Genomic DNA, 22,298 nt, shown 5'->3' on the forward strand with positions numbered 1-22,298 from the left:
TCAGTCTTGTTTGCATTGCAGTGCCGTTCCCGTCGGCGACACGATCCGCGCCGACGACAGGACCAGATCGAGCGTTCCCGACGTGGCGATGCTGAGCGGCGTCTCGACGCGCGTCATATCGACACCCGCCTTCTCGAAGCAGCGCAGCGGTATCGCGATCCGAGTCCATTTCGCGGTCTTCGCCGCCTCGACAAGCATGGCTCGCAGGGGGAAGCCGCCCGCACACCCCGCACCGCAGCCCATTAGCAGGCTCACCTCGGCCGAAGGCGGTGCATCGACCTTGAGTTCGAGTTCGAGCGCGAGATCGCCATTCGACTGGCGCGACAGGTCTGCCGGAGCGTCCTGGACGATCGCGGCGACCGCCGGCCCCGCACCGGTCCAGCGAAAACGCACCGAATCCTCCTGCGCGGCGCGATCGGCGCCCCGCGCCTGGATCAGTTCGGGACCGGGGTTTGTAGAAAGCGCGCCAGGTGCTCCCAGCATCAGTCGCCGCGCGCTTCCTGGTTTCCCGGCAGCAAACAGCACACCAGGGTCGGCGGCGGCCACGCCAGCGCGGGTTTCAGGCAGCAGGGCAAGATCTCCCTTGTCGGCGAAGGTCAGGCCAAAGCCATAGGCAAAGAGCGGATCGTAATTCTCGTCGCCCACATTGACCGCAGTCTGGTCGCTCGCTTTCGGCCAGCTATAGGGTAGCTTGCCGCGGAAATCGGACTTTCCGAAAAGCACGTCGGCGACGCCACCGCCTTCGGAGCCGGGAAGCCACGCCGCCACGAAGGCATCGGAAGCATTGAGGAAGGGGTTGACCCACATTGCGCGCCCCGACAGAAAAACCGATACGGTGGGGATCCCCGCGGCCTTGAGCGTGTGCAGCAGGGCCAGATTCTTCGCATCGTCATAGCCGACGTCGGGCCGGTCGCCTTGGAACTCGGCGTAGGGATCTTCGCCGAATATGACGATCGCGACGTCGGGCTTCCTGGTGTAGCGGCCCTCGACCGACAGGGTTGCCGATCCGCCCGCGGCTTTCACCTCGGCATCGATGCCTTCCCATATCGATTGCGCATTGGGAAAATCGCTACGCTTCGTGCCGGTTCCCTGCCAGCTGAGCGTCCAGCCGCCCGTCTGCTTGGTGAGATTGTCGGCGCCATCGCCCGCAACGAGGATATTGGCCCCCGGCTTCAGCGGCAGCAGGCTCCCTGCATTCTTCAAGAGTACGAGGGACTCGCGGACCGCCTGGCGCGCCAGCGCGCGATGTTCCGTGCCGCCAAGCAATTCGAAACGCCCGCCATAAGGCCGCGACGAGGGCTTGCCGGTCTCGAAGAGCCCGGCCCGAATTTTGACCCGCAATATTCGGCGCACCGCATCGTCCAGCCGCGCGATCGGCAAGGTACCGTCGCGCGCGTGCGCGAGCGTGGTATGGTACAGCTCTTTCCAGCTGTCGGGTGCCATATACATGTCCAGCCCCGCAATCGCCGATTCCGCACAATCGGTGGCGGTGCATCCGGCCACCTGCCCATGGCCGTTCCAGTCGCCGACGAGAAACCCGTCGAAGTTCCAGCGCCCCTTCATCACACCTGTCAGCAGCGACCGGTTGCCGTGCATCTTGGCGCCGTTCCAGCTCGAGAAGCTGACCATCACCGACTGGACGCCGGCGTCGATCGCGGGAAGATAGGGCGGGCTGAAAAGGTCGCGCAGCTGCGCTTCCGGCATCTGCGCGTCGCCCTGATCCTTGCCGCCGAGCGTGCCCCCGTCGCCCAGGAAATGCTTGGCAGTGGCGATGATGTGCGGACCGCGCAGCCAGTCCTTGTCGCCAACCTTGCCCTGCAGACCCTCGATCAGCGGCGCGGCATAGCTTGTTGCGATCTCGGGCGTTTCGCCGAAACCTTCATAGGTACGTCCCCAGCGGTCATCGCGCACAACCGCGAGCGTCGGGGCGAAGGTCCAGTCGAGCCCCGTGACGCGCATCTCGATGGCAGTGACTGCGCCGATACGACGGATGAGATCGGGATTGCGCGCGGCACCGAGGCCTATGTTGTGAGGAAAAAGCGTCGCGCCGACGACATTGTTGTGACCGTGGACGGCGTCGCTGCCCCAGATCACCGGGATGCGCGGCAGCTTGCCGTTCGGTCTCATCGAGGCGGCATAAAAGGCGTCCGCGGCGGCGAGCCAATTTTTTGCTGGCGCATTGTAGCGCCCGCCCGGATCGGAATTGCCGCCGTTGAGTACCGAGCCCAGATGATAGCGGTAAACGTCGTCGGGGGTGACGCTGGCGATATCGGCCTGGATGATCTGACCAACCTTCTGCTCGAGCGACATCGCCGCGATCAGATCGTCGATGCGCCGCTCGACCGCAGGATCGGAAGACTGAGCCGGGGTGCGGGCGGGCCAGGCGTCGGGAGCGGCTTCTGCGCTGGCCACCGGGCCGCCAACCGGCGCCAGGCTGGCCGCGTTCGCAATCGAACAGGGAGAGGCCAGCGCCGCAAGCGACGTGACCCCGAGCGCCATGACAGCCCCACGCGGCAAGTTCATCTCCCCTCCCCATTTTGTCAACGTTTACCGATTCTCGGTCAACGTTTACCGCCGCACATCGACAGAAGTCAAGCGAGCCGCTATGAGGCATGAAATTGCGCGCTATCGCGCCGTATCTAGCGACCGGCACCAGGATAGGAGGGGCAGATTTCCAGGCGAACCACGATCGTCGATATCGCGCGCGTCGCCGGGGTCACGCCCAAGACCGTTTCACGCGCGCTCAACGACGCCCCGCATGTGAGCGCGGCGGTGCGTAAAAGGGTCAAGGAGGCAGCGGCGCAGCTCGACTATCATCCCAATCTTGCCGCCCAGAGCTTGATTGCGCGCCGGTCCTTTCTCATCGGCCTCACATATGAACGTCCAAGTCCGAGTTATGTTGTCGAACTGCAGAATGGCGCGCTCGGACGCCTCGAGGACGGGCGCTACCGTCTCGTCGTCCTCCCCTTCAACCATGTCGCAAGCCGGCCCGAAGAACTGGGAAGGCTCCTGCTGCGCGCCGGGCTCGACGGCGTCCTGCTCGCGCCGCCGGCCTGCGACCAACCCGAACTGCTCGACGTGCTCGAACGGCAGAAGCTTCCCTACGCCCGGGTCACTCCGCACCGCGAGCTTGCGCGCGGCATCGTCGTGACGATGGACGAAGTCGCCGCAGGCCATGCCGTCGCAACGCATCTTCTGTCGCTCGGGCATCGGCGCATCGGCATCATCCTCGGCGACCCCTCCCACGCGGCCAGTCTTGGTCGCATGGAAGGCTATCGGCGCGCCTTCGCCGAAGCGGGGGGCGCGATCGACGACCGGCTGATTGTCACCGGCGACTTCACCTACGACGTCGGCTACCGCGTAGCGCGAACCCTGCTCGCCCACTCCCCCCGCCCCACGGCGATCCTTGCCCAGAATGACGATATGGCGGTTGCCGCGATAGCTGCCGCGCGCGATCTTGGCCTGAGCGTGCCTGGCGATCTTTCGGTGGCCGGGTTCGACAATTCGGAAGTTTCGCGAACCGCCTGGCCGCAGCTCACGACCGTCAACCAGCCGGTTCGAGAAATGGCTTGGGATGCCGCGAACCGGCTGATTGCCGCGCTCGATGGCGAAAGCAATTCCGCAGCGCCGTCCCGGCATGACCATGCACATGAATTGCTGGTTCGCGCTTCGACGGCTCCACCGCCCCCGATGGACTGACCCCGGTCGCGGCAATGGCGCCGCCCATCCTCGGAAACCGGCGGGCTCACAAACTAATTCGCTCGCGCGCCTGCCCGGGAAACCGCTACCCTGCGGTTGGTGCGACGGCGCAACGCTCGGGATTCGACGGACGCCGGCCTTGATCTGTCAATTTTCCGCTTCACCGGGGGCAGATCAACGGCTGGGTTTCCGGCTGGCGGAATTCGCACTGTGCTCGACCATCTTCCGCGATACCGGTTCGCTGCCTCTCACTCGGCACTAGGTTTCCGGGTGGCTGGTGACATAGTCCATCACCGTTGAAAAGGGCGCCAAGCGCCGATGCCAACAGCTCTCAGGGATACGCCGACCGCCCGATGGCCCCTGATCTCGACAGAAAAAAGCGACGCGCCCGGATCGAGGCACGCGACCATTCGCAAATTACCATTCCGGTTGCACAGGCGGCTCGGCAAGCTCAATGAGCTCGCGCGCCTGCGCCGGAAACCATTGTCCGGCGGGCGGCGCAATCACGCCCCTTTCAGGGTCCGCAGGTCCAACTGTCCCGCGAAGGCATTGTCCGTCGGACTCACCCGGGACCTTGATCCACAGGAAGGCGTCGACATAAGGATTGTCGCTCTCCAATGTCGGGCGCCTCCCGAGACCTCGACCCGGAGGATTGCACCAGACCTCGGCGTCGCGATACTTGTCCGCGGGCGGTTTCCATGACCCTTTGCCGTTGCGACTGGTATCGATCACGGCATGTTTTTGCCGGGCCGGATCCCGCTTCAGTCCCTTTCGAACAAACAGCCGATCATAAGCCGCATCGATCGTCTTCCAGGTCCGATGATCGCCGAAAGTCGCAGAGCTGAACTGGCTTGGGCAATCGCGCGGATCGAGCGCGCTCCGGGTAACAAGCGCGATACAGTCGCTGACCCAGCGGGCATAGGGAAGCGCACGCGCGTCGCTTTCGTAGTTGGAGACGTTGAGGAAGAAGCCCGTCACCTTGGCGACATCGGCCCGGACGAGGCGGCTCGCGATTTCGCCGGGGGCGAGCCAGCTACTTCCGGTGCCGTCGAGATAGATCTGCACCTTGGGCAAGGCGGACAGGATTGCCACGGCGCCCCGCAATTGCTTGTAACGTTCCTTGGCGGCGGCTTCGCCCAGGACCTCGGGCCGACAGGGTTCAAAATCGCCCTCAAGCGTGCGGTGCCACGGAATCACCCCCAGACCGTCGGGCTCGAGTATGATAATTGCCGCCCTATCGCCGACACCAGCCGCAAATCCCCGGATCCAGTCAAGATAGGCGGGGCCGTCCATGGCGCCACCCGCGGAATAGAGGGCGCAATCGCGATACGGGATATTATAGGCAACGAGGACGGGGAGTTTCCTGTCGTCCGCAGCCCGATCGACGGTATCGCGTACAAGCCCCTCGACAAGCTGCGGCGTGCCGGATGTAAACCAGGAAGCCGACGGAATGCGCGAAAGCAGGAGGGCATCTTGCTTCGCTGCCCCTTCCAGCTTTTCGGAAGCCTCGATCGTCGTGCTTCGCGGATCGACGAACAGGCCGCCATCACGCTCGGGCGCGGCGGCGGCGTCCGAGCCGGCAAAGGCTAATCCCAGCAGGCCAGCGATCAAAAAACGCCGCATTCCGTAATCCTTTGTCGTCATGCAACACCTCACAACAGCGCAAATCGCTAGCCCGCACGGCCCGTCGGCGAGCGGAACAGACGCGCCTATCGTGCCTGCGGCGCCCCCGCCCGCCACGGCGCGTGATGGGCCGCCGTATCCTGGCGGACACCAAGGTGTGGAGTCGACCGGTGTCGTACGATGCGGGGGCGATTATTTCCGGCACATTCCGGAGATCGGATTGGCCCCGCTCGCAGTGATGATCCCCAGTCGGTAGGGCAATTCGATATATTCATATGTCTTACCCTTCCCCATATCGAGCCCCTGGTACAGGAACCGGAGGGGCTTGCACGGATCGATTGCCATGGTCTGATCGCTGGTCGAGCGGATCATCTCGCCGTGAGAAACGCCTTCGGACCAGACGCGGCCCTTGAAGCGCACATTGTCCGAGTCCGCGAATATGTTCATGCGGTCCGCGGTCAGCGGCTTCCACTCGCCGGCCAGGCTGTCGCTGGTCCACGCGCGGAAATAGCGGCCCTTGGGACCGATCGCTTCGATCAGCGTCAGATAGCTGTTCGTTCCGGCGATCTTATAGGTGTTGCTGGCCTCGAATATATCTTCCCTCTTGCCCTCCATGACGCGCGTCGTGTTGCGGAATCCCTTGGGAAACTCTGCCAGCGACGTCTCGGCGCGGTAGAAACTGCCATTGTCGTTCGTGAAGAATAGGTAGCAGTTGCGGTCGTCGCAGATGTTCCAGAAATCAAGCCATCCCGGCCTTCCGTTCGGCTGTTTCACGATCTCGGGCACTGCGCTGTAATAGGGCTTGGGCGCGCTCCACGACCTCGGATCGCTAATATCGCTGCTCGTCGAATAGAGCGGGTCCCCGCCCTGGTAAACGAGGTACCACAGCTTCTGCGGCGCAAAATAGAAGACCTGCGGCGCGGCACGATAGCCCGGCCCCATCGGCGAATTCTCCAGCCCGATAATCGGTGCTTTCGACGCGTCTTTCCAGTCCTTGAATGAGGTATAGGCCACTCCCCAGCCCTTGTCCGTCGCCGTTGTCAGAAAGACATGATATTTGCCGTCATGGTATACGATCGAGGGGTCTTTCACGCCATGAAAACCCGGAACGGCGTCCGCCGGGGGCGTGATCAGCGGGGGAGAGGATACCCAGCGAAAGCCGTCGGCTTGCGAAGCGCCGGTCCATGCCGCCGCCGATACGACGGTGCCCAGCGCAGCAATGGCTGTCAGGATTGATCCGGAATAGGGTCTGTTCTTCAATTTCATGTTTCCTCTCGTTGGTTTTCCGGCTTTGCGGCCGACACTTTGGCGAACCTTTCAGAAAGCCGTAGCTCGCATCGGTCCGCTAGTTTGAAAGCATTTTCCTGCCCACGACGATCCTGCATTTTCGCAGTTCGACGAGACGAAAATCGCACCAGGGACGCACATCGGCGCCCGCGACGGGGCCGTTTGCGGATAGGCCCGTGACCCGATTCCCGGTCGACGCGGCCCCCACCGAAGTGACCGCCAAGCCAGCCAAAGCGACGGAAAAGCGGCGTCGAGCCTTCATCTCCCCTCCTTTTGTCTAAGTATTATTCGGCTGCACATAGCCTTGGTTCCGGAGAAAATTCAAGCTGATCCACACACAACCAGTGATTATTGCGGTAGAAACAGGTGCGATGTTGACCAAAATTTCCTCCATATATACTCATACATTTTCAGCCAGCTCTAGAATCGGCAGCGGCCGCGTTGCAATGGGAGAGGCCAGGACATGTCGAATTTCAGCCGCCGTGCGGTGTTGGGTGCGGGAATCGCGCTTGCCTCCACCCCGCATGTAGTCCTGTCGAATTCGGGCGACGAAACCGTCGAACTGTGGCCGGGAACACCGCCGGGCGCGACGCACGCGTCCATCGCACGCAAGGTCGACGATCAATCGCGCGACCCCGCCAGACCCGACCGCTGGATCAGCGGGATCGACCGGCCCGTGCTGGTGGTCCGGCGCCCAGCGCAGCCCAATGGTGCAGCGGTCCTGGTCGTTCCGGGAGGAGGCTATTGGTTCCTGTCCTACGACAATGAGGGGATCAGCCAGGCCGACTGGCTCAATGCGCGGGGTATCACCGCGTTCATCCTGCTGTATCGCCTGCCCAATGAAGGCTGGCAGCAGCGCGAAAACGTACCTTTGCAGGATGCGCAGCGGGCGATGCGCCTGATCCGGTCCCGGGCACAGCATTTCGGCATCATGCCGGATCGCGTCGGCGTGCTGGGCTTTTCCGCTGGCGGCCATCTGGCGGGATCGCTGGCCACATGCCATGCCGAATCCGTTTATACCCCTGTCGATGAGGCCGACCGCTTTCCGGCACGGCCCGATATTGCCGGCCTCATCTACCCGGTGATCAGCCTCGATGCGCCTTTCACCCACGGGGGTTCGCGTGCCGCCTTGCTCGGCCAGAACCCGACAGAAGCGTCTCGCAAAGCGCGTTCGGTAGAGCACCGCGTCACGGCCGACACGCCCCCGGCATTCCTCATGCACGCCGCCGATGACGGGACAGTGCCTGTCGCCAACAGCCTCGCCCTGTTTCAGGCGATGCAGGCGAAAGCTCGCCCCGCCGCACTCCATATTTTCGAGCGAGGCGGGCACGGCTTTGGCGTGCGGTTGCCCGCGAGCGAACCCGCGTCGGCCTGGCCGGAGCTGTTCGCCGCCTTCGCCGCCAGGCAGCGAATTTTCGCGCAACAACAAAATTGATTGTCCGCCCTGCCCAGAGGGCAAGAACAGGTTCGAGAGGAGAGGTCGTGTCCAGTCCCAATTCACCGATCGCCATGAAGCGCAGGGAATTTATCGCGTCGGCAGGCTTCGTCGCCGCGCTGGCGCCAGCGGTCGGAGTCGAGGCCGCGAGTCTTAAGGCCGGGAGGCATCACCACCTGCCCATGCCCGCCCCTCGCACCGTTCTGCCGTCCCGCCAGGAAGCTGATGAGCCGGGCCGTCTGCTGCTGGATCGCGCCTGGCAATTTCATCGGGGCGATATCCCTTTCCCGGAAATCAAGGGCCATGGCTGGACCTACTCCAGCGCCAAGGCGGGTCAGGCGCAAGGTCCTGCTGCGACCAATTTCGACGATTCGGACTGGCAGACCGTCGACCTGCCGCATGACTGGGCGGTCGACACGCCGTTCGACAAGGACGCCAACCCGTCGCAGGGTTATCGGCGGCGCGGCTATGCCTGGTATCGGCGCACCCTGCGGCTGGAGCCGGAGGACCGCGGCAAATATATTGAACTGCAATTCGGCGCGATCGCCACCAATGCGACGATCTGGTTCAACGGATCGGTCATCGCGCATAATTGGAGCGGCTACAATTCCATCAATCTCGACCTGACTCCCACCGCGCGGTTCGGCGATCATCTGAACACCATCGTCGTGCGCGTCGATGCCGAAAAGATGGAAGGCTGGTGGTACGAAGGCGCCGGCATCTATCGCCATGCGTGGCTGGCGAAGCGTCCGCCGGTCTATATCGAGACCGACGGCATCCACGCCGACCCGAGGCTGGGGCCGGACGGCCGCTGGACCGTGCCGGTAACCGCGACGCTGGGCAATATTCTCGAGGGAGAGGCAAGCGCGACAGTCTCGGTAGAGCTGACCGACGCCGAGGGCCGCCTGATCGCGGGGGGAAGCGCCGAAGCGACGGTGCCGCCGCTCGGCACGCAGGAGGCGCGGCTCGACCTCGCGGTCACCGACCCTAAGCTGTGGTCGGTCGATACTCCGAACCTCTACACGCTGCGCGCCCGCCTGACGCGCGAGGGCCAGCACGACGACCTGCGCACCATGCGCATCGGCTTTCGCACCTTCCGCTTTGACGCCGACCAGGGATTTTTCCTCAACGGCGAGCCGCTCAAGATCAAGGGCACCTGCAATCACCAGGATCATGCCGGGGTCGGCGTCGCGATGCCCGATACGCTGTGGGAATGGCGCATTCAGCGGCTGAAGGCGATGGGCTCGAACGCGATCCGCTGCTCTCACCATGCCCCCGCCACCGAACTGCTCGATGCCTGTGACCGGCTCGGGATGCTCGTGATGGACGAGAACCGCAACTTCAACACCAGCCCCGATTATATGGCGCAGCTGCGCTGGCTGGTCCGGCGCGACCGCAACCGGCCCAGCGTCTTCATGTGGTCGGTGTTCAACGAAGAGCCAATGCAGGGAACCGGAGCGGGCTATGAGATGGTCCGCCGCATGGCCGCCGAGGTGAAGGCGCTGGACGACAGCCGACCCGTCACCGCGGCGATGAATGCGGGCCTCTATGCGCCGAAGAATGTCAGCCAGGCGGTCGATGTCGTCGGGTTCAACTACCAGCAGGGCGAATATGACCGGTTCCACGCCGCCAATCCGAAGCTACCCTTGATCAGTTCGGAGGATACGAGCGCCTTCATGACGCGCGGGGCCTTCGAAAGTGACCCGGAGAAGCACGTCATCGCATCCTATGATGACACACGCTCCGACTGGGGCAATACGCATCGCCAGGCATGGAAGGCGATCGCCGAACGCCCTTTCGTCGCGGGCGCCTTTGTGTGGACCGGGTTCGATTATCGCGGCGAGCCAACGCCTTATGAGTGGCCCTCGGCGTCGAGTTTCTTCGGCATCATGGACCTGTGTGGCTTTCCGAAGACCGCCTTCCTGCTGCATCGCGCGCAGTGGGTGGACGACCGGCCGCTGATCGACATCGCGCCACACTGGAACTGGGCGGGGCGCGAGGGACAGCCCGTCACGGTGATGGTCCCGACCAATGTGGAGCGCGTCCGGCTCGTCCTCAACGGCAAGACCGTGGGGGAAGAGGCGGTCGATCGGTTCGATATGCCGCGCTGGCAAGTGCCCTATGAGCCCGGCCGGCTCGAGGCGATCGGCTATCGCGGCGGACGCGAGGTCGCACGCGCGGTGGTAGAGACCACCGGCGCGCCCGTGGCGCTGCGCCTGACGCCGGACCGGATGCTGATGGCCGGCGATGGCGAGGATGTTCAGCCGGTCACGATTGACGCGGTCGATGCCAAGGGACGCCACGTCGCCACCGCCCACCTACCGGTCAGCTTCGCGATTTCGGGCGGCGATATCATCGGGCACGGTAATGGCGATCCCAACAGCCACGAGCCTGAAAAAGGCAACCACCGCCGCTTGTTCAACGGCCTCGCGCAGTTGATCGTGCGGTCGGATGCCGCCAAAGGACCGCTGGTGGTGACCGCAAGCGCGGCGGGCCTGCGTTCGGCGCGAGTGAACCTGCACCGGCTGCCGGCCACGCCGCGCGAGCAGGTTCCGGCAACGCCGTCGGTGCAGGTTTTAGAGGGCTGGCGCCAGTCGCCCCCGTCGCGCGAAAAGCCCGATCCCGACATGAAACCGTCCGATACCGACATGAACAGCTGGCTGTGGCTGAACACGGGCGAACTCCATGCGGCGCAGGAAGAGGCGCGCTGGGTCGTCGTGCGAACCAGTTTCACCCCTCGCCACCGCGCCCAGGCGCGTGGCGGCACGTTGAAGTTCAGCGGGATCGTCGGACGCGCGGAAGTCTGGCTCGATGGCAAGCGAATCGCCGACAAGCAGGGATATGGCGAGGCCGCACTGGAAGCTCCTCTGCCGCCAGGCAATGCCGAGCGGATCGTGACGCTTCTGGTAGAGAATGAACCCGGCAGGCCCGGCGGATTGGCAAAAGCGGTCGCAGTGGCGGATCGCCGATAAGCCCGGCGGGCGCGCGACATGGATTGGACGCAATCCGAATATTGACGGACCGGCGTGCCCTATATACTCATACAAATAAGATTCAGGAGAGGATTGAATCGCATGCCTGCCATTCCCCAAGCAACCCATACCCCTGCTCCGCCGCACGAAAAATCGGGCGGCTATGGAAAGCCGCTGGCGTTGCTCGCCAGTCTTTTCTTCATGTGGGGCTTCATCACGGTCATCAACAACACGCTGCTACCGCACCTGCGCAGCGTGTTCGAACTCGATTATACGCAGACCACATTGATCGAATCGGTCTGGTTTATCGCCTATGCGGTCGCGTCCATGCCCGCAGCGTTCCTGATCGAGCGCGTCGGCTACAAGAAGGCGATCATCATCGGCCTTCTGGTCATGGCCGCGGGGGCGCTCGGCATGGTCCCCGCCGCCCGCCTCCCCTCTTATGAGATAACTTTGCTCGCGCTGTTCGTGATCGCGTGCGGTATCGCGCTGCTGCAGGTGGCCGCCAATCCCTATGTGGCCGTGATCGGGCCACCGGAATCGTCGGAATCGCGCCTCACGCTGGTGCAGGCATTCAACTCGATGGGCACCTTCTTCGCTCCCTATTTCGGCGGCTACCTCATCCTCAGCCGGACGACCGGCGGGACGTCGCTCGAGGGTGCCCAACTCACCCATGCCGAGCGGCTGGCCGACGCGCAGGCGACCCAACTGCCCTATGTCATGGTCGCGGGGGTGCTTGTCCTGATCGCCCTGGTCTTCTGGCGCGCGAAGCTGCCCGCCTTGGGAGCGGCCACCCGCCGAGCCCATGCATCCGAGCGGACAACCATCCCGCTGTGGAAGGTCTGGGCGCACCCCATCTACAAGCATCGCAACCTGGCTTTCGGCATTCCTGCGATCTTCATCTATCTGATCGCCGAAATCGGCGTCGCAAACCTCTTCATCAACTTCGCGATCCTGCCCGAGATCGCCGGGATCACGCCCGCGCAGGCGGCCAATTATCTGGTGCTACTGTGGGGCGGCATGATGGTCGGCCGCTTCGCCGGCGCCTTCATCATGCGCGCCTTTCCCGCCGACAAGGTGCTCGCCGTCTATGCGTCCGCCGCTTTCCTGGTGATGATCGGCGCCGCCACACTGCACGGGCCGCTGGCGATGTGGTGCCTGATCCTCGTCGGCCTTTGTCATTCGATCATGTTTCCTGCAATCTTCGCCATGGGGATAAAGGGTCTGGGGCCGCTGACCGAAGAGGGCTCGGGCCTGCTCATCATGGCGATCGCCGGCGGCGCGCTGGTCGTGGTGCAGGGCTGGCTGGCCGACACCGTGGGTCTGCAGAACAGCTTCTGGCTCACCGTCGTCTGTGAAGTCTATATCATCTTCTACGCGCTGTGGGGCAGCAAGCCGACCCACGCCCTGCCGCCGGAACAACTGAGTGATCCGGAACAGGCATAACCGGCCGGGTCTCAGGCGATGATCGAACCGCGCATCGTCGGGGACTGGGGCAGCACGCGCCTCAGGCTCTGGCGCCTGGAGGAAGGCCAGGTCACGGACAGGCGCGAAGGCCCTGGCGTGATCGGCCTCCAACTGGCTCCCGCCGATGTGCTGCTGGATGCGATCGCGTCCTGGCGTGCGGATGGCGCCAGGCGCGTCACCCTGTGCGGCATGGCGGGCGCGCGGGGCGGCCTTTATGAGGCCGGCTACGCCCCCTGCCCTCTCGATGCCCCCCAATGGGCAGAGCGGACGGCTGCCTTCGCGCTTGACGGCCTTGCCGTCCGTATCGCCGCCGGATGCGCGCACGACCGCGGCGGCGGCTTTCGCGACCTGATGCGCGGCGAGGAAACGCAACTGTTCGGCGCAATGGCGCTGAACCCAGCGCTGACGGTGGGCCGGCATCTGCTGATATTGCCGGGCACGCACAGCAAATGGGCCGTGGTCGACAATGGCCGCATCGCCAGCTTTCGCAGCTTTCTGACCGGGGAACTGTTCGCCCGGCTCCGGGGATCCAGCCTTCTGCCCGAGCCCGCGAGTGCGCCGGGCGGCGAAGAGGCGGCTTTCGCCGCTGGCGTTGAGGCGGCACGCGATGGCGGGCTGCTCGGCAATCTGTTTCTCACCCGCTCCGCGCAGGTGGACGCGGGGGAGTCGCCCGAATGGGCATCGACCTTTCTGTCCGGCCTTCTAATCGGAAGCGAATGCGTCGAAATGACCGGCACTGCCCCTCCCGCTGCGCTGGTTCGCATCATCGGCGCGCCAGGCTTGGCGGAGCATTATGCAGCGGCACTGGCCCGGTTCGGAGCCGGTACCGAGCGACTCGATGCGGACGCCTGCACCCTCGCCGGATTAAGGATGATCGATGCCTATGATTGATGAACTGCTGGCGGCGGGCGCTCCGCCCATTGTCGCGATATTGCGCGGTATCCAGCCCGATGAAGCGCTTGGTGTGACGGCGGCGCTGGTCGACGCCGGCATTCGCATGATCGAAGTGCCGCTGAACTCCCCCGAGCCGCTGGCGAGCATCGCGGCCATGCAGGAACGCTTTGGCGAGCGCGTTTTGATCGGCGCGGGCACGGTGCTGACGGTCGAGGCGGTGGATGCCGTTGCCGACACGGGCGCGCGCCTGATCGTCACGCCGAATTCCGCCCCCCACGTCATCGCGCACTCCGTGGAGCGCGGTCTGGAGGTCATGCCGGGCTGCATGACGCCGACCGAAGCCTTCGCCGCCCTCTCCGCAGGAGCGCGGCGGCTCAAGCTCTTTCCGGCCGGATCGCTCGGCATCGGGCATTTCAAGGCGATGCGCGAAGTCTTGCCGAAAAATGTCGGGGTCTGGGCGGTGGGCGGCGTCGACGCAACCAACGCTGCCACGTGGATGGCCGCCGGTGCCGCCGGGGTTGCCGCCGGGGGCAGCCTCTATCGTCCGGGCCGGACCGCCGAAGACATTGGCCGGATTGCGCGCGATCTGACCGTGGCGCTCGCCTGATCCGCGGCGCGCGAAAGATATTCCGCTTGTTTATCGGCGCGTAATCGGTAATTTGTCTGAGTATATTGAAACGATCGGGAGAGACATATATGGCGTCGACATTTGGCACCGTTGGAAAGGTAGCAATCGCAATGGCCGTCGGCATCGCTTCGCCCGCATTCGCCGCCACCGCAAGCAAGCAGTCCTTTGGATCGCTCGCGGACGGAACACCGGTCGAACGCATCACCCTGACCAACGCGAATGGCGTCTCGGCGAGCGTCATCACGCTCGGCGCAACGCTCCAGTCGCTGATGGCGCCCGACCGCGACGGCAAACCGGGCGACGTCATCCTCGGCCACGACACGGCGCAGGAATATCTGGTCAAGCCGCAATTTTTCGGCGTCAGCGTCGGCCGCTTTGCCAACCGCATCGGCGGGGGCCGCTTCACCCTCGACGGCAAGGAATATGTGCTCGAAACCAATGACGGTCCGAACCACCTTCACGGCGGCCTCAACGGCTTCGACAAGCGGATGTGGACGGTCGAGTCGCTGAAGAACGGGTCGGAGGCGCGCGTGGTGCTGCGCTATGTCAGCCCCGACGGCGAAGGCGGCTATCCTGGCACGCTGACGTCCACTGTAACCTACGCGCTGAACGAAAAGAACGAACTTTCGATCGAATATCGCGCGACGACGGACAAGCCGACGATTGTCAATCTGACCAATCACGCCTATTTCGACCTGTCGGCCGGCACCGCGCCGGGCGGCGTGATGGATCACAAGCTGACGCTCCAGGCCGACAGCTTCACGCCGGTCGATGCGACGCTGATCCCTACCGGCGAACGGCGATCGGTTACCGGGACGCCCTTTGACTTCCGTCGGCCCACACCGGTTGGCGCGCGCGTCCGCGACGGCCGCGACGACCAGATCCGTATCGGCACGGGCTATGACCATAATTTCATTATCAACGGGACGGCAGGAACGCTGCGCCCCGCCGCCCGACTGGAAGATCCGCTGTCGGGGCGGGTGATGGACATGTTCGTCACTGCGCCGGGCGTGCAATTCTATTCGGGCAACTTCCTTGATGGCAGCGTCATGGGGCGGAACGGTCGCATATACCGTCAGGGCGACGGACTGTGTCTGGAACCGCAAATCTTCCCCGATGCGCCGAACAAGCCCGATTTCCCGTCGGCACGGCTCGATCCCGGACAGACATATGTGAACAAGATGGTTTTGCGCTTTTCCTCGTCAGGCAAATGATCACCGCAGAAGGTTTTCGAAGATTATGACAGACAATAATTCCAACGAGCGGCCAAAGCTTCGTTCGCGCGCCTGGTTCGACGACCCGGCCAACGCCGACATGACCGCGCTCTATCTTGAGCGGTATATGAACTTCGGCCTGTCGCTCGAGGAACTCCAGTCGGGCAAGCCGATCATCGGCATCGCGCAGACGGGCAGCGACCTGTCGCCCTGCAACCGTCATCACATCACGCTCGCCGAACGCGTTCGCGAGGGTGTGCGCGAGGCGGGCGGCATCGTGATCGAGTTTCCGGTCCACCCGATCCAGGAAACCGGCAAGCGGCCCACCGCCGGGCTCGACCGCAATCTCGCCTATATCGCGCTGGTCGAGGTGCTGTTCGGCTATCCGCTCGACGGCGTCGTGCTGACCATCGGCTGCGACAAGACGACCCCGGCCTGCCTGATGGCGGCGGCGACGGTCAACATTCCCGCGATCGCCCTGTCGGTCGGCCCAATGCTCAACGGCTGGCACAAGGGCGAGCGCACGGGATCGGGCACGATCGTGTGGAAGGCGCGCGAACTGCTGGCAGCAGGCGAGATCGACTATAAGGGTTTCATCAAGCTCGTCGCCTCCTCCGCGCCGTCGACCGGTTATTGCAACACCATGGGCACCGCGACGACGATGAACTCGCTAGCCGAGGCGCTGGGCATGTCGCTGCCGGGATCGGCGGCGATCCCCGCACCCTATCGCGACCGGCAGGAATGCGCCTATCGCACCGGCCTCCAGATCGTCGAGATGGTTGCGGCCGACCGCAAACCGAGCGACGTGATGACGCGCGAGGCCTTCATCAACGCGATCCGCGTCAATTCCGCGATCGGCGGCTCGACCAACGCGCCCATTCACCTCAACGCCATCGCGCGCCATCTGGGGATCGAATTGTCGGTCGACGACTGGCAGACGTTCGGCCGCGAAGTTCCGTTGCTCGTCAATCTTCAGCCCGCGGGCGAATATCTGGGCGAGGATTATTACCGCGCGGGCGGCGTGCCCGCCGTTGTCGCCGAACTGATGAAACAGGGATTGATCGAGGAACGCGCACTCACCGTCAACGGGCGGACCATCGGCGAGAATTGCCATGAAGCAGAGATCGAGGACGAGCGCGTGATCCGCCGGTTCGATCAGCCGCTGAAGCCCGCTGCCGGTTTCTCCGTGCTGCGCGGCAACCTGTTTGACAGCGCCATCATGAAGCTATCGGTGATCTCGCCCGAATTCCGTGAGCGTTACCTGTCCAACCCCGACGACCCCGATGCGTTCGAAGGGCCGGTGGTCGTGTTCGACGGCCCCGAGGACTATCACGACCGCATCGACGATCCGGCGCTCGGGATCGATGCGAGCACATTGTTGATCATGCGCGGGGCGGGACCGGTCGGCTATCCAGGCGCGGCCGAGGTCGTGAACATGCGGCCCCCGGCGTATCTCATCAAGGCAGGCATCCATGCCCTTCCCTGCATCGGCGACGGGCGGCAGTCCGGCACCTCGGGTAGTCCGTCCATCCTCAATGCCTCCCCCGAAGCGGCAATGAACGGCGGCCTCGCGCTGCTGAAAACGGGCGACCGGGTTCGCATCGACCTGCGGAAGGGCGAGGCCAATATGCTGATCTCCGACGAAGAACTGGCGCGGCGGCGGGCGGAGCTCGAGGCCGCGGGCGGCTATTCCTATCCGGCCCACCAGACGCCGTGGCAGGAAATGCAGCGCGCCGTTGTCGGTCAGGTCGAAACCGGCGCGGTGCTCGAAACGGCGGTCAAATATCAGCGGCTGGCCCAGACCGTCGGCGTACCAAGGCACAATCACTAAAAGCGAACAGGCTCCCCCGTGCCGCATATGAAGGCGGCGATCAAATAGGCCCGGCGAACAGATCGCCGGGCCCCCTTTTCTCTTGGGTATATCCGACACCAGCCACCCCGGTCGGGAGCGACACGCCCGGGGGGGCGCGGCTGGTTCGCGCTTATTCCACCATGACAACCGCGATCGACTTGGCAGGCAGGTCGAACGCCAGCTTACCGCCTGCCAGCTTGCCCGAATAGCTCGCCGGCTTGATCGCATCGGGCTTTGTAAAGCTGTTGTGCGCGTCGATCGTCGTGCCGCTCAGCACCCTGCCCTTCGCCTTGCCGGTCAGGTTGGTGGTGACACGCGCCGCCTTGTCGGGATCGACATTCACGAGCGCCAGCCAGAGCTTGCCATCCGTTCCGCGCGCCGCCGACACATCGACCGAAGGAATGCTGACATCGCCCAGCACATAATTCGGCCCCGTCGCGCGCGCCGGATACGGCGTCGCACCCTGAAAAGGCACATACATGTCGAACACATGATAGGTCGGGGTGAGGACCATTTTGTCCTTGTCGGTCAGTATCATCGCCTGAAGAACATTCACCATCTGCGCAATATTGGCGATCCGCACCCGGTCGGTATGGCGGTGGAAGATGTTGAGCGTCAGCGCGGCGACCTGCGCGTCGCGCAGGCTATTCTGCTGATAGAGGAAGCCTGGCGTCGATCCCGGTTCCTGATCGTACCAGGTGCCCCATTCGTCGACCGCGAGGATCACCTTCTTTTCGGGATCATATTTGTCCATGATGACACTATGCCGCGTAACCAACTCATCCATCCGCAGCGCATTTTTGAGCGTGCTGGCCCATTCCGTTTCGGAAAAACCCGTCGCCTGCCCCTTCTTCGCCCAGTCCTTGGGAATGGTGTAATAATGGAGGCTGATCGCTTCCACCTGCGTCCCCGCGCGCTGCATCAGCACTTCGGTCCAGTTGTAATCATCGGCGTTCGCGCCGCTCGCGACCCGTACCGTACTTGGCGCATGCAGCCCGGCATAGGAGCTGAAACGGCGCGTCAGATCCGCCGCATATTCGACGCGCATCTGTCCGCCGCAGCCCCAGCTTTCGTTGCCGACGCCGACATATTTCACGGTCCAGGGCTTCTCGCGGCCATTGGCGCGGCGCTCCTGCGCCAACGCGGAAGAACCGTCGGCCGTCATATATTCCAGCCACCGCGCCATCTCGCGGGGCGTACCCGATCCCATATTGGCGGCGACATAGGCGTCGGCGCCGATCAGTTCGGCAAAATCAAGGAATTCATGGGTGCCAAAGGCATTGCTTTCGGGCACCCCGCCCCAGAATTTGTTCAATCGCACCGGGCGCTTGTCGCGCGGGCCGATGCCGTCGCGCCAGTCATAATCGTCGGCAAAGCAGCCGCCGGGCCAGCGCACCATCGGCACCTTGATCTTGCGAAGCGCCTCGACGACGTCGGTGCGATAACCCTTGGTATTGGGAATGCTTGAATCGGGACCGACCCAGATACCTTCGTAGATGCCGCGCCCCAGATGCTCGGCAAAATGGCCATAGACGGCGCGCTCGATCTTCGGTCCCGGCTTGCTGGTGTCGATGGTCACGTTCACATCGACCTGCGCCTGCGCGCCGGAAGCCATGAGCATGGCGGACGCCGCCAACAGCGCGCGATTCAATAGCTTCACTCTTCCCTCTCCCTCATTATCGTTTTCACGTCCATTCGAACGGCTCGACGGCGACACGCCGGCCCAACAGAAAGGCATCCGCCACCAGGCGGAAGGGGGTCAGATCGATATCGCGACGCCCTTCGGCGATGAGCTGCGCGAAATGGCGATAGATCCGCGGATACTCGCCTTCATCGCCGACATCGACCGCTGCGCCGTCGATCGCCATGCGCGACGCGCCGTCGGCCAGGGTGAGCAGGCCGCGATCGGTTTCTATGTCGATCGTCCAGGTCTGCGGACCGCGCTGGTCGAAATCGAAGGCGACATGAACCGGGACACCGCCGCTGTCGAGGCGCAGGTCGGCGGCGATCGGCGCCTGCCGGTTCGAGGGGAAGCGCAGTTCCGCCTGCTCGAGCATCAAAGTGTCGGGCAGCAGCCGGGTGATCACCGACAGGGCGTTAATGCCGGGGTCGAACACGCCGATGCCCGGTTCCCAGATCCACTCCTGCCCCGGATGCCACACGCGGACGTCTTCCTTCCAGTTGATCGTGACCTTATGGATCGTCCGGTCGCTCAACCATGCGAGCGCAGGGTCGACCGCAGCGGCGGCACGCGAGTGCCAGGACGCGAAAAACGTCCGGCCAGCCTCGGCCGCCATGCCTGCAAACGCTTCCGCTTCGTTCAATGTCGCCGCCGGGGGCTTTTCGATCATGACATGCAGCCCATGTGCCAGCGCCTGCTCGACAAGCGCGAGCCGTCCACGCGGCGGCGTGCAGATCGAAATGGCCCTCACTTGCGGCATGGCTGCCATCATCGCGCCAATGGTCCGGAAGGCCGGCACGCCCTGCGGAGGCTCATGGCCCGTCACCGCGGCGACCAGTTCGAAATCGGTGCTCGCCGCCAGCGTCGGGACATGCTGATCGCGGGCGATCTTGCCGATCCCGGCAAGCGCTATCGGCAGCGCGCTCATAGCGGCAAAACGCTGGTTTGCGCGGGTGCGGCCCGGCCAAGCGGGTTGCGCAGCGGCAGAGAGAAGGGCGCAGCCGAAATCTCGAATATATCGCCGTCGATCAGTGATACATCGTCACTGAAGGACAGAGTTGCGGTCCCGAAGAAATGGACATGAATGTCGCCGGGGCGACGGAACAGGCCATATTTGAAATGATGATATTCCAGATTGGCGATGGAATGGGCCATGTTGAGTTCGCCCGTGACGAAGGGCTTTTCCCATAGCGTATCGCCATTGCGAACAATGCGGCTGACGCCCTGCACATCGTCCGGCAGCGGGCCGGTCAGCAATTCGGGGCCAATCGCTGCCTGACGCAATTTGGAATGGGCAAGCCACAGATAATTGCCCCGCTCCGTCACATGGTCCGAAAATTCATTGGCCAGAGCGAAACCGAGACGTCGCGGCACCCCATCGCCGTCGATCAGATAGATGCCCGCAATCTCCGGCTCCTCGCCTCCGTCGAGCGCGAAGTCGGGGGAGAGGAGCGGCGCACCGGGTGGCACCAGGCAGCTGCCGTCGCCCTTGTAGAACCATTCGGGCTGGGCTCCGGGTCGGCCGTCGGCCGGTTTGCCACCCTCGACACCCATCTGGAACATGCGCAGCGAGTCGGTCGTCGCGCCGTCGGCGGCCGCCTTGTGCATCTTGTCGCGCCCCTCGGCTGAGCCCAGATGAGTCAGGCCGGTGCCGGTGAGGTAGAGGTGGGCCGGATCGGGATGGTCGATCGGCGGCAGGATACGCCCTTCTTCCAACGCCTGGCCGAGGTCCACCGCCACGCCCTTCCGCGCCAGCGCGGCGTCGGGGAGCGATACACCGTCCGCCAGTGCCAGCCGCGCCAATTCATAGCTGGTGGGCACGCCGTTCACTTCGAATGGCGCGCCCTGACCATCGCAGGCCGAAAGGGTTCGTCGGCCGTCGGCCATGCGCAGTTGCACCAATCGCAATGCCATCGTCATTATCCCGCGATCCCGTCCTGTTTCATTCGGCCATAAGCCGGCCGTCCAGCCGGTGCGGAAGGCCTTGCTGCGCCCCCGGTTTCAGCACATCGGGCAGCAGGCTAGCCGGGAAGTCCTGATAGCAGACCGGGCGCAGGAACCGCTCGATCGCGCGCGTGCCCACCGAAGTACTGCGGCCGTCGGACGTCGCGGGAAACGGACCACCATGCACCATCGCGTGGCAAACCTCGACGCCGGTCGGCCAGCCATTTGCGATCAGGCGCCCGGCCTTCTCTTCGAGCAGCGGCACGAGACGAGCGACCAGGGGCTCGTCGGCCGCGGCGAAATGGACCGTCGCGGTGAGTTGCCCTTCCAGCCCCGCGACGACCCGCGCCAGCGCCGCCTCGTCAGCGCAGCGGACAAGGACGGACGACGCGCCGAACACTTCCTGCGACACATGCTCATCGGTCAGGAAGTCATCGGCCAAGATCGAAAACAGCGCCGCCTGCCCCTGATGCGGGCCCTGCGCGTCCTTGCCGCGCGCGAGCGCGGCGACACGGGCATTGCCGATCAATTGCCCGACACCCTTTTCATAAGCGGCATGGATCGCCGGCGTCAGCATCGTCGCGGCAGACGCTTCGGTGACGGCCTGCGTGGCCGCGGCCACGAAACGGTCGAGCGCCGGTCCTTCCAATCCAAGAACGAGGCCGGGGTTGGTGCAGAATTGGCCCGCACCCATCGTAAGCGACGCCACATAGGCCGCACCGAGCGCCTCGGCCTTCTCCTCCAGCATCGCCGGCATCAGCAGGACGGGGTTGATCGCACTCATTTCCGCATAAACGGGAATCGGAACGGGACGCCGGGCAGCGATATTCATGAGGGCGAGCCCCCCCGCCCGCGAACCGGTAAAGCCAACCGCGCGAATCCGAGGGTCGGCCACAAGCGCCGCGCCAACATCGTTCGATACCGCATTCAGCAGCGAGAAAACGCCCTCGGGCAGGCCCGAGGCAGCCACCGCGCCAGCGATGGCGCCCGCCACCAGTTCCGACGTCCCGGGATGCGCCGGATGCCCCTTCACGACCACCGGACAGCCCGCCGCCAGCGCGGAGGCCGTGTCTCCCCCCGCCACCGAGAAGGCGAGCGGGAAATTCGACGCGCCGAACACTGCCACCGGGCCGAGCGGGACGTTACGCGAGCGCAGGTCGGATCTCGGCAAGGGCTGCCGGTCGGGTATCGCGGGATCGACGCGCAGCCCCAGCCAGCCCCCGTCGCGCACCTCTGCGGCGAACAGACGGAGTTGCCCCACCGTCCGGCCGCGTTCGCCGGCAAGCCGGGCGAGCGGCAGGCCGGTCTCAAGATGTGCACGCTCCAGCAGTTCATCGCCGAGCCGTTCGATATTGTCCGCGATCGCCTCGAGGAAAGCCGCGCGGTCGGAAAGCGGCCGCGTCGCATAGTCCCTCGACGCCGCCTCGGCGAGCACGCAGGCCCGACTCACATGCTCCGGATTCGCGGCGCCGAACGGGGGCTCCAGCGGATGGCCCGTTTCGGCCTCTATCCCGCGAAAATGCTCGCCAGCGGCGACGCGCCCCTGTCCGATGAAGAGTTCGCCGGTAAGTGTCACATTCGTCTCCCAGAGGTGTTTACGAC

Annotated in this window: 15 protein-coding genes; 8 read left to right on the forward strand and 7 right to left on the reverse strand. The window is 64.4% G+C overall.

Going from position 1 to position 22,298, the window contains the following annotated elements:
• Positions 1–2,523, reverse strand: a complete 2,523-nt coding sequence (locus tag HDC35_RS17585; RefSeq protein WP_184648685.1) for a glycoside hydrolase family 3 protein — start codon at positions 2,521–2,523, stop codon at positions 1–3.
• Positions 2,524–2,697: 174 nt separating this feature from the next.
• Here HDC35_RS17585 and HDC35_RS17590 point away from each other — a divergent pair, with 174 nt between their 5' ends.
• Entirely contained in the window at positions 2,698–3,699 is a 1,002-nt protein-coding gene (locus tag HDC35_RS17590) for a LacI family DNA-binding transcriptional regulator (RefSeq protein ID WP_311770798.1), read from the forward strand.
• A gap of 417 nt (positions 3,700–4,116) precedes the next feature.
• Here HDC35_RS17590 and HDC35_RS17595 read toward each other — a convergent pair whose 3' ends face one another.
• Positions 4,117–5,322 (reverse strand): glycoside hydrolase family 6 protein, encoded by a 1,206-nt coding sequence (locus tag HDC35_RS17595; protein ID WP_184648686.1) that lies wholly within the window; start codon positions 5,320–5,322, stop codon positions 4,117–4,119.
• Between the two features lie 192 nt (positions 5,323–5,514).
• Positions 5,515–6,588 carry a non-reducing end alpha-L-arabinofuranosidase family hydrolase gene (locus HDC35_RS17600; protein ID WP_184648687.1) on the reverse strand — a complete coding sequence of 358 codons (1,074 nt, stop codon included), beginning with the start codon at positions 6,586–6,588 and terminating at the stop codon, positions 5,515–5,517.
• A gap of 484 nt (positions 6,589–7,072) precedes the next feature.
• On the opposite strand from HDC35_RS17600, the gene HDC35_RS17605 reads away from it, so the two are divergent.
• From HDC35_RS17605 to HDC35_RS17635, 7 genes are all read left to right on the forward strand, one after another.
• A complete protein-coding gene (locus HDC35_RS17605; RefSeq protein ID WP_184648688.1) occupies positions 7,073–8,044 on the forward strand; it encodes an alpha/beta hydrolase in 972 nt (323 codons plus the stop codon).
• Between the two features lie 74 nt (positions 8,045–8,118).
• On the forward strand, positions 8,119–11,016 hold the full coding sequence (gene galA, locus HDC35_RS17610) for a beta-galactosidase GalA (RefSeq protein WP_184648727.1): 2,898 nt from the start codon (positions 8,119–8,121) through the stop codon (positions 11,014–11,016).
• Positions 11,017–11,118: 102 nt separating this feature from the next.
• Entirely contained in the window at positions 11,119–12,462 is a 1,344-nt protein-coding gene (locus tag HDC35_RS17615) for a sugar MFS transporter (protein ID WP_184648689.1), read from the forward strand.
• 18 nt (positions 12,463–12,480) lie between these two features.
• Positions 12,481–13,374 carry a 2-dehydro-3-deoxygalactonokinase gene (locus HDC35_RS17620; protein ID WP_221438314.1) on the forward strand — a complete coding sequence of 298 codons (894 nt, stop codon included), beginning with the start codon at positions 12,481–12,483 and terminating at the stop codon, positions 13,372–13,374.
• Positions 13,361–13,984 (forward strand): 2-dehydro-3-deoxy-6-phosphogalactonate aldolase, encoded by a 624-nt coding sequence (locus HDC35_RS17625; protein ID WP_184648690.1) that lies wholly within the window; start codon positions 13,361–13,363, stop codon positions 13,982–13,984. Before HDC35_RS17620 ends, HDC35_RS17625 begins: the two co-directional genes overlap by 14 nt.
• Before the next feature lie 89 nt (positions 13,985–14,073).
• The gene (locus HDC35_RS17630; protein ID WP_184648691.1) at positions 14,074–15,219 is read left to right on the forward strand and encodes an aldose epimerase family protein; all 1,146 of its coding nucleotides are present in this window, start codon (positions 14,074–14,076) and stop codon (positions 15,217–15,219) included.
• A gap of 25 nt (positions 15,220–15,244) precedes the next feature.
• Complete coding sequence (locus tag HDC35_RS17635) at positions 15,245–17,050, forward strand: IlvD/Edd family dehydratase (protein WP_184648692.1); 1,806 nt, start codon at positions 15,245–15,247, stop codon at positions 17,048–17,050.
• Positions 17,051–17,201: 151 nt separating this feature from the next.
• Here HDC35_RS17635 and HDC35_RS17640 read toward each other — a convergent pair whose 3' ends face one another.
• The 4 genes from HDC35_RS17640 to HDC35_RS17655 form a co-directional block, all read right to left on the reverse strand.
• Positions 17,202–18,692: an alpha-L-arabinofuranosidase C-terminal domain-containing protein gene (locus HDC35_RS17640; RefSeq protein WP_184648729.1), complete on the reverse strand. Its 1,491-nt coding sequence runs from the start codon at positions 18,690–18,692 to the stop codon at positions 17,202–17,204.
• A 64-nt stretch (positions 18,693–18,756) separates the two neighbouring features.
• On the reverse strand, positions 18,757–19,680 hold the full coding sequence (locus HDC35_RS17645; protein ID WP_184648693.1) for a Gfo/Idh/MocA family protein: 924 nt from the start codon (positions 19,678–19,680) through the stop codon (positions 18,757–18,759).
• Positions 19,677–20,666, reverse strand: a complete 990-nt coding sequence (gene araD1 / locus HDC35_RS17650; protein WP_184648694.1) for an AraD1 family protein — start codon at positions 20,664–20,666, stop codon at positions 19,677–19,679. Before araD1 ends, HDC35_RS17645 begins: the two co-directional genes overlap by 4 nt.
• Positions 20,667–20,694: 28 nt before the next feature.
• Positions 20,695–22,272, reverse strand: coding sequence for an aldehyde dehydrogenase (NADP(+)) (locus HDC35_RS17655; protein WP_184648695.1), 1,578 nt, complete (start codon positions 22,270–22,272; stop codon positions 20,695–20,697).
• Positions 22,273–22,298 lie beyond the last annotated feature (26 nt).

Origin of the sequence: Sphingopyxis sp. JAI128 (genome assembly GCF_014207235.1) — a bacterium.
Taxonomy (GTDB): domain Bacteria; phylum Pseudomonadota; class Alphaproteobacteria; order Sphingomonadales; family Sphingomonadaceae; genus Sphingopyxis.